Origin of the sequence: Pseudoalteromonas sp. ECSMB14103 (assembly GCF_000813065.1) — a bacterium.
Taxonomy (GTDB): Bacteria; Pseudomonadota; Gammaproteobacteria; order Enterobacterales; family Alteromonadaceae; genus Pseudoalteromonas; species Pseudoalteromonas marina.
The window spans coordinates 104,771-119,847 of the sequence record NZ_JWGY01000002.1; the positions used below are offsets into that span (position 1 = coordinate 104,771).

The 15,077-nt window shown below is 40.2% G+C and carries 8 protein-coding genes; 5 read left to right on the forward strand and 3 right to left on the reverse strand.

What is annotated here, in order from left to right; all coding sequences use genetic code 11:
- The first annotated feature begins 18 nt into the window (after window positions 1-18).
- From RF53_RS05545 to RF53_RS05555, 3 genes are read left to right on the forward strand one after another with little or no spacing between them, the layout of a single operon-like run.
- A complete protein-coding gene (locus tag RF53_RS05545; protein ID WP_039036873.1) occupies window positions 19-1,878 on the forward strand; it encodes an alpha-amylase family glycosyl hydrolase in 1,860 nt (619 codons plus the stop codon).
- The gene (locus RF53_RS05550) at window positions 1,871-3,370 is read left to right on the forward strand and encodes an MFS transporter (protein ID WP_010557467.1); all 1,500 of its coding nucleotides are present in this window, start codon (window positions 1,871-1,873) and stop codon (window positions 3,368-3,370) included. Before RF53_RS05545 ends, RF53_RS05550 begins: the two co-directional genes overlap by 8 nt.
- A 9-nt stretch (window positions 3,371-3,379) precedes the next feature.
- Window positions 3,380-5,794, forward strand: coding sequence for a glycoside hydrolase family 15 protein (locus RF53_RS05555; RefSeq protein WP_039036874.1), 2,415 nt, complete (start codon window positions 3,380-3,382; stop codon window positions 5,792-5,794).
- 287 nt (window positions 5,795-6,081) lie between these two features.
- Here the strand turns inward: RF53_RS05555 and RF53_RS05560 are convergent, their stop codons facing one another.
- The 3 genes from RF53_RS05560 to RF53_RS05570 form a co-directional block, all read right to left on the reverse strand.
- Window positions 6,082-7,989, reverse strand: coding sequence for an alpha/beta hydrolase family protein (locus RF53_RS05560; protein ID WP_039036875.1), 1,908 nt, complete (start codon window positions 7,987-7,989; stop codon window positions 6,082-6,084).
- Window positions 7,990-8,060: 71 nt separating this feature from the next.
- On the reverse strand, window positions 8,061-11,243 hold the full coding sequence (locus RF53_RS05565; protein WP_006794586.1) for a TonB-dependent receptor: 3,183 nt from the start codon (window positions 11,241-11,243) through the stop codon (window positions 8,061-8,063).
- A 301-nt stretch (window positions 11,244-11,544) separates the two neighbouring features.
- A complete protein-coding gene (locus tag RF53_RS05570; RefSeq protein ID WP_039036876.1) occupies window positions 11,545-12,561 on the reverse strand; it encodes a LacI family DNA-binding transcriptional regulator in 1,017 nt (338 codons plus the stop codon).
- 291 nt (window positions 12,562-12,852) lie between these two features.
- On the opposite strand from RF53_RS05570, the gene glk reads away from it, so the two are divergent.
- Both glk and RF53_RS05580 read left to right on the forward strand, forming a co-directional pair.
- On the forward strand, window positions 12,853-13,845 hold the full coding sequence (gene glk / locus RF53_RS05575; protein ID WP_006794584.1) for a glucokinase: 993 nt from the start codon (window positions 12,853-12,855) through the stop codon (window positions 13,843-13,845).
- A gap of 32 nt (window positions 13,846-13,877) precedes the next feature.
- On the forward strand, window positions 13,878-14,894 hold the full coding sequence (locus RF53_RS05580; protein WP_039036877.1) for a LacI family DNA-binding transcriptional regulator: 1,017 nt from the start codon (window positions 13,878-13,880) through the stop codon (window positions 14,892-14,894).
- Window positions 14,895-15,077 lie beyond the last annotated feature (183 nt).

Genomic DNA, 15,077 nt, shown 5'->3' on the forward strand with positions numbered 1-15,077 from the left:
TGACAAAAAAGACACACAATGAAAAAATCAGTTTATATACCCGCAGTGCTGTGTAGTGCACTTATTGCTACAGGGTGTTCAGAAAATAATAAACCTGAACAACAGCAAACACCTGCACATACGCAAAATGAGCTTACCAAGCCAGTTGTGTATCAAGTTTTTACCCGTTTATTTGGTAATACCGAGACAGCCAATGTGCCATGGGGCACGAAAGAGCAAAACGGTGTAGGTAAATTTGCCGACTTTAACGACGCAGCCCTAAAAGGCATTAAAGAGCTAGGTACCACGCACGTTTGGTACACCGGTGTGTTACATCACGCGTTAGTGGGCGATTATACCGACTACGGCATTTCACAAGATGACCCTGATGTGGTAAAAGGTCGCGCAGGCTCACCGTACGCGATTAAAGATTACTACGATGTTAACCCCGATTTAGCTGTTAATGTAACAAACCGCATGGGAGAATTTACCCAGCTTATTGAACGTACACATAACCATGGCATGAAAGTCATTATTGATATAGTGCCTAACCATGTGGCACGTAATTATGAATCGCTAGGTAAGCCAAAAGGTGTTAAAGACTTTGGTGAGCAAGATGACACCAGTAAAGTGTACGATAAAAATAATAATTTTTACTATGTACCAGGAAAGTCTTTTCAAGTACCTACAGATGTTAATTACCAAGTCCTAGGTGGCAATGCTCATCCACTTGCGGACGGCTTTTTTGATGAAAACCCAGCAAAATGGACCGGGAATGGTGCACGAGCGCCAAAACCTGACATAAACGATTGGTACGAAACCGTAAAAGTGAATTACGGTGTTAAACCAGACGGCAGTTACGACTTTCCAACACTACCAAAAAGCATAGAAACGAAAGATTACCGTGTTCATTATGCGTTTTGGCAGGATAAAGAACTCCCTAATAGCTGGTATAAATTTAGAGATATTGCATTGTTTTGGCTCGACAAAGGGGTTGATGGCTTTAGGTATGATATGGCTGAGATGGTACCTGTCGAATTTTGGAGTTTTTTGAATTCATCAATAAAAATGCAAAAGCCAGATGCCTTTTTACTGGCTGAAGTTTACAACCCAAAAATGTATCGCGCCTATATTCATCAAGGAAAAATGGATTTTCTTTACGACAAAGTGGGCTTTTACGATACGTTAAAGGCCATTATGCAAAGCAAGCAGTCAGCAAACACTATTTTTGATGCGCATAAAACTGTTGCAGACATAGAGCAACACATGTTGCACTTTTTAGAAAATCACGACGAGCAACGTATCGCTAGCCCAGACTTTGCAGGAAATGCAGTTTGGGGTAAACCCGCCATGGTGGTTTCTAACTTAATTAGTCGTGCACCAAGCCTAATATACTTTGGCCAAGATGTTGGTGAGGATGGATCTGAAAATGCCGGCTTTGGATCGCCTACTCGCACAAGTATTTTTGATTACATAGGCGTACCCGCTCATCAAGCATGGATGAATTACGGTAAGTTTGATGGCGCAAAACTCACTAACGAACAAGCTGCTTTGCGTGAGTACTATAAAGCAATTATGGCTTTAAATAGCTTACCTGCTGTTGTAGGCGGCGATATGCAAAAGCTTAACCTTACAGGTAGTGATCGTATTGTTGGCTTTAGCCGAACGCTAGGGCAGCAAACAATTTTGGTACTAAGTAACTTCAGTGAGCAAACACAGAGTATCTCCGTTGATTTATCTCAGGAGCAAGTAACAAAACTGGGAGAAAGCTCACTAATTGTTGATTTACTTGAGCAACACCAAGTGGAACTTAAAAAACACTCACAAGGCGCCACATTTAACCTGACACTTGATGCATTTAGCAGCGCAGTATTAACAAATAAGGCTAATAATGAATAATCAAAATAATAATACCGATAAGCCAAATTTAAGTTTTTGGCAAATATGGAACATGTGCTTTGGCTTTTTAGGCATACAGTTTGGTTTTGCTCTGCAAAACGGCAATGTAAGCCGAATATTTCAAACATTAGGCGCACAAGTTGATGATATTCCTATTTTATGGGTTGCAGCGCCGCTTACAGGCTTAATTGTTCAGCCTATTATAGGTTACTGGAGCGATAAAACGTGGGGGCGCTTTGGCCGTCGTCGTCCGTTTTTCTTTGTGGGCGCTGTGTTAACAACACTTTCGTTGTTTATTATGCCGCACTCGCCAACACTTTGGATTGCTGCTGGTATGTTGTGGATTATGGATGCCTCAATCAACGTGACAATGGAACCGTTTAGAGCGCTTGTTGGCGATAACCTGCCAGAAAAACAACGCGCGACAGGTTACGGTTTACAAAGCTTTTTTATTGGTATTGGTGCGGTGTTAGCCTCGGCGCTACCTTGGATGATGACCAACTGGTTTGATGTCAGTAATACTGCAGCGGCTGGGCAAATTCCCGAGTCGGTTAAATATTCATTTTACTGGGGTGGAGTAGTTTTATTAGTTGCTGTTTTATGGACTGTGGCACGCACGAAGGAATATAGCCCAGAACAACTTGCTGAATTTGAACAGCAAACAGCAAAATCTACGACTGCAATTATTGCTGATATTAACTTTAATAAAGGTGCCATTATTTTTGTGGTGTTAGGTTTAGCAACCCTTGCATTAGTTATGGGTTTATCGCTTGAAAAAGAGCTTTACCTATTAGCCGGTGGATTATTGGCATTTGGTATTGTGCAGTGGATTGCAGCCGCGCTTAAAAGCGCCAACAAAACACAAGGTGGCTTTTACCAAGTAGTACAAGATGTTTTTACGATGCCAGAGGCCATGAAGCAGCTTGCATGGGTACAGTTTTTTAGCTGGTTTACTTTATTTGCTATGTGGATTTATACCACTTCCGCGGTAACAAGTTTTCACTATGGCAGTAGCGATGCAACCTCTAAAGCATTTAACGATGGTGCAGACTGGGTGGGTATTTTATTTGCAGCCTACAATGGCTTTGCCGCAATTGCAGCTATGTGTATTCCGTTTTTAGTAAAAAAAATGGGTTTAAAAGGCGCACATTGTTTTAATTTATTGCTAGGCGCGTTAGGCCTTGCAAGCTTTATGTTTATACAAGACCCTAAAATGTTACTTATACCTATGATAGGCGTAGGGTTTGCGTGGGCGTCTATTTTATCGCTGCCTTATGCCATGTTAAGTAACGCCTTACCAAGTAATAAAATGGGCGTTTATATGGGTATTTTTAACTTCTTTATTGTAATACCGCAGTTACTCGCCGCTAGCATTTTAGGGCTTATTTTACGCCATGTATTTTCTAACCAGCCTATTTACGCCTTATTAATTGGTGCAGCCTCATTTGTGGTTGCCGCTGTAGCCGTAATGCGCGTTAAAAATTCTAATTAAGGACACACAATGAAAAAATACAACCTTATAACCGCCTCACTTTTAGCCTTAGGTTTAACAGCTTGTGGCGCACAAAACACAAGCACAACTAATGAAAGTACTTCAGCACAAGTTACATCGGCACCAGGCGCCCCAGGGGTAGAGCCATTTTGGGCGTATGCAGGCAAAAAAGGTATCGGCACATCGTTTGAAGAATATAAAAAAGGCCAGTACAGCGATACAGCCGCAACAGGCAATGTGTCTAAAGTATGGTTTTCTATTGCTAAAGGAATGATCACCGAAACCATGTTTGGGCTTATTCACCAAGCGCAAATAAAAGACATGCAATTTATAGTAACAGGTAATGATTTTACCGTTACCGAAGCGGATGACTTAGACGTAAGCATTGATTACTTATACAAAGATGAGCAAGGCAGACCGCTTTCGCTTGCTTATAAGGTAACAAGTACCGATAAGAAAGGCCGCTTTAGCTTAGAAAAGCACATATTTACCGATCCAGATACACAAACATTATTTGTACGAAGTGTGTTTAATACTCAATTAGAGGGTCTAAAAGCCTACGTTAACGTTAACCCGTACATTAACAATAACGGGTTAGGTGACTTTGCTAAAACAACAGAACAAGGACTCGTCGCATGGGAAGGCGATAACTATTTAACATTACAATCAAGTTCACCTTTTAAAGCTAAAACAGTAGGATTTACAGGTGAAAGTGATGGTATTAATGCACTTAAAACAACGCAAGCAATTAATAATCAGTATACAAATACCGGTGAAGTTTCAGGTAATGTAAACATGCTTGCAGAACTCGGTGATATTAGTAACAACACCACATTTGATTTAGCGTTAAGCTTTGGCAAAACGCAGCAGCAAAGTATTCAGCAAGGCGAACAAAGTTTGGCTAAGGGCTACCAAGCCGTACTCGATCATTACAACGGTAAAGGCGATGCGCTAGGTTGGCAAGATTATCTACAAAGCCTTAAACCACTAAATACAATGACTGAACAAACTGCCGATAACGGCAAGCTTTTATACACCAGTGCTATGGTTTTAAAAGCGCAAGAAGATAAAACACACGCGGGTGCGCTTATTGCGTCACTGTCAAACCCATGGGGCGAAACCGTATCTGCTAAAGAGGGCTCTACGGGTTATAAAGCGGTATGGGTACGCGATTTTTATCAAGTAGCTATGGCTTTTATGGCGCTCGGCGATACCGCTACAGCTAAAACAGCGTTCGAATACCTTGAAAAAGTACAAGTTAACAGCAGTACACCGGGTAACAATGGTGATACTGGCTGGTTTTTACAAAAAACACATGTTGATGGTGAACTTGAATGGGTGGGTGTCCAGCTTGACCAAACAGCCATGCCTATTATGCTTGCTTGGAAACTTCACCAAGCTAATGTACTTAGCGATGAAGAGCTAAAAACTTGGTATGGCAAAATGTTAAAACCCGCAGCTGATTTTTTAGTTGATGGTGGCCTAGCTAAAATTTTATGGAACGACACGCAGATCACTCCACCGGCAACACAGCAGGAGCGCTGGGAAGAGCAAGAGGGGTATTCTCCTTCTACTACTGCCGCAATTGTTGCAGGGCTGATAACAGCAAGCGATATAGCAACACTTAGCGGTGACGATAAAAACGCTAACCGTTATTTAGAAACAGCTAAAAAGTATAACAGCGAAATAGAATCGCAAATGTTTACTACCGAAGGTAACTTAAAAGGCGAGAATAGCGATGGCGAATACTTTATTCGTATAGGCCAAGACACTGATGCTAATTCAAACACTAAAATTAATGCTAATAATGGCCGTGAAGGGTTTAATAAAAAGCAAATATTAGATGGTGGTTTTTTAGAGCTAGTTCGCTATGGCGTTCGCGGTGCTAACGACGAAAGTATTGTTAAAACACTGCCTGAATACGACGATGAAACGCTTGAAGATAATCTACAGGTAAAATATAGCTTTAGTTTTGAAGACGGTAGCGGCACCTTTGCAGGTTATCGTCGATATGGTAATGATGGCTACGGCGAAGATGAGGTAACAGGCACTAATTACGCAGAAGGTGGTGCAAACACACCAGGGCAACGTGGTCGTGTATGGCCATTTTTCACCGGTGAACGCGGCCATTACGAAATAGCGGCAGCCAACGCTACCAAAACATTGAATGATGCTAAGCAGGCTTATATTAGAAATAGTTACGTAAAAGGTCTAGAACAATTTGCGAATGAAGGCATGATGCTGCCTGAGCAAGTATGGGATGGTGTAGGTGTCAACAAAGCGGGTTATGAACTAGGCGAAGGTACTAATTCAGCAACCCCACTGGCATGGACTCATGCTGAATACGTTAAGCTAGTGCGCTCACTAAGTGATAAACAAGTATGGGATCATTACCCAGTTGTTGAAGAATCGCTAAAGAAATAATACATCATACCAATTCGCATAATTAAGTGATTTATTTGAGGGCTAGAAAAATGCGTTGATAGCTTGGCTAAAAAATTAGCTACTTAGCTGTTCTAAATGACACATTTTTAACGCCGTTAGCGACAAGTTTAGCCCCAAAAAATGATTAAGTATTATTGAGGAACGGTATAAAATACTGTAGTTGGAAAAAGGGCTTCTAAATAAATTTAGAAGCCCTTTTTCTATATCCTCACTTAATACACAAAAAGTGCTCTTCAAATAAAATGAATCCCACTTTTTTATTTATATTATTTGAGACCACATTTATTATCAAACCATGATAACAACTCTGTATAAAACTCTTTTTTATGATCGTAGAAAAGCGTATCGGAAAAGTGATCGGCATCTTCTAGCTCAACATATTTAAAGTCTTTTTTATACTTCTCAAGCTCTGATACGAAGTCTCTACTGTGTTTTACTGGAACACGACTGTCTATATCACCATGTATAACCAATATAGGAACATTTACCTTTTCTACTTGTTCTACAGGGGATACACCTGAAATAGTAGGGCGTTGTAAAATACTTAAAAAGCGATTTTCGTTAAGGGTTGCATTTATACGACTTAAATCACTTACCCCAGCACCGGCAACAACACATTTGTATATGTTGTTTTCACGCATAGATGCAGCAAATGCAGCGTAACCACCATAGCTCCAGCCAAATAAAGCAAGTTTATCTTTTGTCGCTAAGCCTTTTTTGATCAAGTACTGGGCAGCATCGTCTAAATCATCTTGTTTTTTCAAGCCCCAGTTATTATCACCAGCCATCCAATGCTCTAAACCGTAACCAGTAGAGCCACGATAGTTTGGTTGAATAACTACATAGCCATGATAAGCAAGTAGCTGTGCCCAATCATCAAACACAATGGAATCTCGCACCCAAGGGCCACCATGAGGAAGCACTACCGCAGGGTAAGGGCCTTTAGTAGCCGGGATGGTTACATAGGCTTTTATTTTACGACCATCTCTAGCTTTATAAGAGATATACTTAACGGTTCCTAGCTTACTCTTATCAATAAACGGGAGTCGATCACCAATTTTAGTTAGTTTTTGCTTATTAGTAACAATGTAATAGCTGCCAGGATTGTCGTCAGCAGATACTCTAACCACTAATACGTTATCGTTTTCAGAGCTACTAACAATTTGTACAAATTTACCCTTAAATAGGGAGGAAACAGATTCGTTAAGTGCTTGAAGGTTAGGATCTGTGAAATAAAACTTAGGTTGCTTGGTTGTATAGCGAAAGCCTTGTAAAGTGCCGTCGGTATCAAGTACGACACCATCGGTATCTACAGATTTAAGACCAAATTGTCGGTCAGTGTACTGACCTGTTTTAATATTGTATATATAAATACCAGTCGTATTTTCGCCCAAGTTAGCGTTTACATAAACTTCGTTAGGGTTTCCTTTCGCAAATCCTAATATCTCAAAGCTTTCACGCTTTTTAGGACTAACTTGCTTAATTACTTTCCAGTCATCACTGCCTTTATCGCGTGCATAATAATCAATTGCGTTATCAGATTTATTCCAACCTTGGGCTATTCTTATTTCACCATCGTAATCAGATAAAAACGAGCCTGATACTTTTTCATTACCACGCATTACAGTAACACTTCGTCCAGTATTAATATTAAATCGGACTACATCTGGAATGTAGTTATTATTAATATCAACCTCTACGAGTACTTCATCTTTTTTGTCTGGAAGTATATTGATTATATTAAATTGAACATTTCGCTTTTTCTTAAACGGTAATAACCAGTCACCTTTACCATCTGCATCTGTTATTGCAAATTTGTTTACCCAGTATTTGCGACTACCATCTTCAAGTATTTGCCTAAACATAACGCCAATTTTTTCATCGTTTAACCATACGATGGAAGATATCAACATCTTATCAGCACCTAATCTTACAGGTTCTGCTTCTAGATTATTAGGATCTCGTATCTCAATAATATAATCACCATCTTTGGTAGTCGCTCTTAAAATAGCAAGCTTATTACCATCTGGTGATGCTACAACGCTCCGAATAGCAGCCGACATTGAGAAAGCATCGATACTGCTCACTTGCGTCGTATCTTCAGTTTCGCTATTGGCGAAAGAAGATAGGCTTAGTAAGCTCAATCCTACTAACATTCTTTTTTTTAGTTTCATTTTTATTCCTTCAAAAAAAATGGCCTAAAATTTTAGGCCATTTGTATTGAAATTTACTTAGCCATTCTAAATTAGAATGATGCTGTAAAGCTGATGTAAGGGCTTCGACCAGAGGTATCGTAACCAACACCCAGTGGGATGTTAGTATTTGAGAAAGACCCACTAGGATCTACTTTTGGTGGCGCTTCATTAAATACGTTACGGACACCTAAGTTAACCTTGTATGCATCGTTAGACCATGTAAGACCAACGTTGTGCACAAAGTAGTCATCAGTGAAACCAACAGGGCGACACTTAAGTGCTTCACCATTAGCGTCAGTTAAACCACGACATCCTGCAGTACCTTCTTCAAACTCACCTAAATCATCTTCATCTTCACGACCTTTACCGATGAAACGAGTTTCCCAGTTAAATCTGAAATCAGAGTATTTCAGTTGTAAGCGAGCTGTACCACGCCATTCTGGTGAATCTGGTTCACCCATATTATCGTCAATTGTACCAAGCACATCATATACTTGTTCAGTCATACGTGTTGCTTGAAGGTCTAGAGTAATACCTAAATTTTGCTCGGCTATAACAGTATCAGTTTCGAAATAAACGTTGTAGTCAAAACCTTTAGATGAGATTAAGCCAATATTAATAAAGCTAGCATCAACCAAGCTAATTTGACCATTAGCATTACGGTTTATTCTGTCACAGAATGCTTCATTACCGTCTGCAGAGTAACATTGTGCAATGCTGTATCCTGCACTTGGCTCTGCAATACTGTTGGTAACCTCAATATCAAAGCGCGTCAATGATAGAGTTAAATCAAACGCTTCACTGAATGGTTGTTCAAAGATAAAGCCGTATGTTTTTGCTACAGAGGTTTCAGGTTGAAGCTCTGTAGTACCACCAGTTTCTATTTCAGCACTATATCCTGCAGTGTAAACCGTTGTTCCGTCTTGACCTAAGCCAAGCGAAGTAGGATCAACCCCAGATGCTTGACAAGCGTTCAATACCGCAGCATCACGAGTTTCTTCAGCTGCATTATATGTCGCTGCAGCGCCTGGATTTAATGGATCAATATCACGTGCATCTTCAGGTACAACACATGGATCTGCAACTGTATTAAAACCAGAGGTACCATTTAAGAAACGTTCACGTAAATTTGGTGCTCTGTATGAAGTACCTTTCGTAGCACGAAGTGTGAACCAATCTACAGGTCGATAAATGGTTTTGATACTGTACGTAGATTCAGCATCGTAAAAAGACTCTTCAGAAACACGACCAGAGGCCGTAAACGTTAATTCTTCTGCACCTTTAAGACCTTTAAGCAAAGGGAATTCAACTTCAGTAAATACCTCTTTTAGATTTCGTGCACCATCTGCTCCTTGGTCAGAGAAGTAACCCCAAAGCAAGCCTTGAGCTGCTGCAGCATTCGGGTTTGATTCAATTTCGTCACGTCGATATTCAACACCAACAATACCAGCTACAGTTTCATCGTTCCATGGTAATGCAAAGAAATCACCGCCCATGAACGCATTGAATACGAATTGGTTTACCTTAGTCTCTATATCACGGTCAATGAACAAGTACGCCGCTTCTTCAGGTGAAAGCGTTCCGCCACCTTCTTGATATATACTATCAGCAAATAAATTTACAGGAACACAGCCATCAGAACCTGTACCACAAGTAACAGTGCCGTCATCATTGAGTACAGATGTTTCTAGAGAGTAAAGTAATCTTTCTTCATCAATACCCACACGGTGATCATCACCTTTAGATGCGCTGTAAGATACGGATGCATCATAGTACCAGTTGTTTAAACCGACATTCTCAAACATCCCTAAGTTACCCGTTACACCTGAGACTAAGCGATATTGAGAAACTTCAACATCAGTACGGTCACGATCTCCACGAATATTTATAATAGGGCGAACTGTTTCAGGGCCTCCAGGACCTACACCTAAAACGCCAAAACAATCAATGCCATTTGTTCCACAAGGGTTGTATGGGTTTGTTTCTGGTACATACTCAAAAATTTGTGCGCCTGGGCTAAAAATTGGTGATTTACGACTTGCGTATAAACCTTCGTAATAAAATGTAGTATCGTTATCATCTTGAAAGTTATATTCACCGTTTAGCATTAACGAGATGCGTTCATTTTTACTTCTGTAATCACCGCTTTTGTAATAATCAGATTGTTGGAATGCATATAGTGGGTTTTGGAAGTCAACATCACGGAAACCATCACCATCACCATCAACAAATACACCATCATTAATCCCATCACCATCAAAATCACCCGCTACCCAAGATGGAAAAAATCCTTCAAGGCTTGCAGGAACAGTTGATTCACTAAAATTAGGTATCCCTGTATTCGTAAAATTAGGTGTGTAGTAAACACTTCCAAAAAACGAAGGAACACTAATGCGATTCGTTAAAGGAAATATGTCACAAGAGTCTTCACCACTTGCAACTGGACCATAGCCACTATTGCGCGTAACAATGCTTCCATCTTCTGCTTCCCAAATACGCTCTTCACAGCCTTTAACAAAAGGGTTACCAGATAGAGATTGAGATTTCTGCTCAGAGTACTCAACACCGACTGTTATAAAACCATTGTCCATGGTTTTACCCCACATACCAGATAGTACAGTTTCTTCTCCGCCTTCACCTTTAGGCTGACGGTACGATGCGTCGAAAATGAATCCTTCAACATCTTTTTTCAATATTACGTTAGCTACACCGGCTACCGCATCAGAACCATAAACAGTTGATGCACCGTCAAACAAGTTTTCAACTCGTTCAACCATAACACCTGGTATTAAGTTAAGATCAGGTGAAGTTGGTGCACCACCAACGCCAGCAGGAGCCATTCTTCGGCCATTAATTAGTACAAGAGTACGCTCTGCACCTAAACCACGAAACCCGATTGTTGCAGCGCCCGGACCGTTATCTAATACAAAACCACCAAATGTATTATCTATTTGTGTACCTGCAGCTTGGCTTGTGGATTGCAGCATAGAGCCTGCGTCAAACAACCCCATTTCGCGTGATAAATCGCCATTGATAATTTGAATTGGGGACGCATTAGAGAATTCTGCTTTTCGTATACGAGAGCCGGTAACAACAATTCTCTCAGGACCTTCTTCTTCTAATTCTACGTCTGCGTTTAACTCTTCCTGCGCCAATACATTGGGGGCAAGTGCTACAGAGCCTAACAATAAAGAGTACCTTACTGCATTTGATAGAGCTTTGGTTTTGAACATATTAAAATCCCTGTGATATTTTTTTTATAATGTTTAACAACTTATATATAAAAAGATAGATAAGTCACAATAAATTTACATCATGATGCTTGTTATGTAAATCGGTCCAATTCAAAAAACATTGCATTTCAACAGGTATAATGATTAAGAATGATAATTGGTGTACGTGAAAATGCTGGGGTAAATGTAAGGTATTGTTTTTGATGGTTAAATTATTGTGTTGATTTGGCTTGAAATTTGTAAACAAATGTAAATCAGGGAGGTGTTACATTTGTTTAAATTTCATGACTTTTCTTAATATTTAACTCGATCCGCGAGCAATTAGCACAGGGGGTAAAAGAGTGCTTTGCACATCTTCTTCTCTAATTAGTTTGAGTAAATTTTCAACGAGCATTTGCCCTGCAAGAGTTGTATTCTGCTCTATGGTTGTCAGTGGTGGGTTTACAAAACTGGCTATAGCTATGTTATCAAACCCGACTACAGCGACATCTTTAGGGACATTAATATTTGCTTCTTTGAGTGCTCTGATAGCACCAATTGCAATTAAGTCGCTTGCTGCAAACAAGGCATTAAATTTAATATTATTGGCAATGAGCGAGCGAGTTGCATGATAGCCCGATTCTTCCGTTGAAATAGCGTTAGCCATTTTACGTTCATTTATTGCGATGTTGTTAGCTTGTAGCTCGTCCTTAAACCCTTGAAAACGAGCAAAAAATTCCGGGCTGTGGTCAGAAGCATCGCCAATAAATGCACAATCTTGTCTGTTGTGAGCTATAAAATGAGCCGCAGCTTGTTTACCACCACCGTAATTGTCACAGCACACGGTTAAATCAGGTCTGTTATCTACCGTTGCCCCCCAACATACAAATTTAGTGTTTTGCTCAAGCAGTGTTTTAAATTTAGGCTGAAAATCAATGTAATCGCCATAACCAAGCAAAATAATGCCATCGGCTCTATGGCTATCTTCGTAATCGGCTTGCCAATCTGCACTGGCTGATTGAAACGATACTAATAAATCGTAGCCTTCTTTTGCACACGCGCGTGTAATACTGCCGAGCATAGATAAAAAGAACGGGTTAATTTGTGATTCGTCTGAGGTAGGGTCTTCAAATAATAAAAGTGCGAGTGTGCTGCTTTGTTGCGTGCGCAAGTTGCTTGCGTTTTTGTCGACCTTGTAATTAAGTTTTTTTGCAATGTCATGAACACGTTTACGTGTTTCTTCGTTAACAAGCGGGCTATTTCGTAAAGCGCGAGATACAGTTGATTGAGATACCCCTGCATAGTGGGCAATATCAAATGATGTAGCTTTACCTTTCATTATCACAACTTAGTTAATGTAATACACAATAGTGCCATTTTCGTTTATTAATTAAATATTTCAAGCTTTTTGTGTTTAATGTAAATTATTTATTGATTTGACTGTGACACCGGTGTCATAATATTTATGTTTTATCATTTTGTTGTCAAAACGAATTGGCTGTTTGTAATTGCTACAGGCAGCATTTTTTCTCTGATAGCCGCTTTAGGGTGATAGCCTAAAGCAATTACACCAATGGTTTACTATTGTAGAACAAAAAGCACTGATTGCTTAAACAAAAGAGATAACACCATGAGCCTAAACTCTTCTACCCAATTTGATCCTATTTTAGTTGCCGATGTTGGTGGCACTAATGCTCGTTTTGCTTTAATTACATCGTTTGATGATACAACAAATCAATTTGCAATTGAGCATAATAATACGTTTCCTAGTGCTAATTTTGGCTCACTTGAAAAAGCACTCGAGCATTACTTATCAACCGTACCACATATTGTACCAAAACGCGCATGTTTGGCGGTTGCTGGCCCTATAAAAGCAGGGCAAGTGCATTTAACAAATTTAGGATGGCACTTTAGTGTTAACGATTTTAAGGCTTATTTTGAGTTAAATGAGCTTGATGTTATTAATGATTTTGCTGCTTTTGCTTACGCTGCACCTTACTTAAGCCCATCTCAAAATGTTGTTATAAAAGCAGGTCAAGCTGATGACAATGCAAATATTGGTGTAATGGGTCCCGGAACTGGCTTTGGGGCGGCTTGTTTAGTCAGAACATCTCACTCTACTTCTGTTTTAAGTTCGGAAGGTGGGCACATATCGCTTGCAGCGGTAACAGAGCTTGACGCCTTGTTAATTCAAGAACTAAAAAAAGAGCATCAACACGTGTCTGTCGAAACCGTTTTTTCAGGCCCTGGTATTACCCACTTATATAAAGCAATGGCTGCAGTTAAAGGGCAATCGCCTAAAAATCTTGATGCTGCACAAATTAGCAGCTTAGCAAATAGTGGCGAATGTGATGTGTGCGATGCAACCCTGAATCAATTTTGTGATTGGATTGGCAGCGTAGCAGGCGATTTATCACTAGCTTATGGCGCATTGGGTGGCCTATTTATAGGTGGTGGAATATTACCGCGTATGCAAGCTCGATTACTTGAAAGCCGTTTTGTTGAACGCTTTTCGCAAAAAGGGATTATGTCGCAATACACAGGGCAAATACCTGTTACATTAGTGACACAAGACAACATACCTTTAATTGGCGCAGCGGCGTGTTTGCACAACGCCAATTAGTTTTTTGTTGATTGCATGTGGAAAATAGAGTGATGAAGAAAGTAACAATCAACAGCGTAGCAAGTCATGCTGGCGTATCTAAAAAGACAGTATCGCGGGTTCTAAATAACGAGCCCAACGTGAGTGCAGCCACTCGCGAAAAAGTACTCGCTGTGTTTAAAGAGTTGGATTACACGCCAAACCCTATAGCGCGTGGGTTAGCACAAAATCGAAGTTTTATTATTGGTTGTTTATACGACAACCCAAGTAAAAGCTACATAACCCGTGTTCAAACAGGGGCTCTAGCCGCTTGCCAAGAAAACAATTACAACTTGCTAATTCACCCATGTGAATGCAGAGGTGAGGCTTTAATTAGCAACGTTGAGCAGTTACTTCAAACATCCCGTTTAGATGGTATTGTACTTACGCCACCTTTTGGTGATTTTCCTGAGCTGGTTGAGTTTTTAACAGCTAAAAAAATCCCGTTTGCGAGAGTAGCGTCCGCAATTTTACAAGATGAGTCTATTTCTGTTCGTAGTAACGACGAGCAGGGCGCATTTGAAATTACAGAACATTTAATCAGCCTTGGTCACAAGTCAATTGCATTTATTAAAGGTCACCCTGACCACAGTGCAACACAGCAGCGCTTTAAAGGCTACAGGCGTGCATTAGCCGATCATAATATTGAGTTTGACGAGCGATTAGTTGAAGAGGGTAACTTTAGTTACCACTCGGGTGTAGACAGCGCCCGCAGTATTTTAGACTTGTCGCCACGGCCTACGGCTGTATTTGCATCGAACGATTACATGGCAGCTGCAGTACTTAAACTTGCAACACAAAGGCAATTGCGTGTACCTGACGACATATCTATAGCTGGTTTTGATAATGCACCTATTGCACGCCACATATGGCCAGGGTTAACAACCATAGCCCAACCAGTAGAAGAGATGACAAAGCTTGCTGTTACTCAATTAATTACTCATATTACAGAGCCTCAAGAACAGCCTTTTCAAATTACGCTTGAATCGCGCTTAATAACGCGTGAATCAACAGCTCGCGTAAACCAATAAAATACTTTTTCACAGTAGCCTGAATAAGAGTGACGCTTATTCAGGCTTTTTTTTGCCCGTAGCTTGATAAAAGTCTGTATGTACACAAGAATTTAAGTGTTCATTAATTGGTCATGATAAAAAGTTAAATTAATTTTAGCGGTCAGGGTTGACACCGGTGTCATAGCTATGAGTTAATACAGT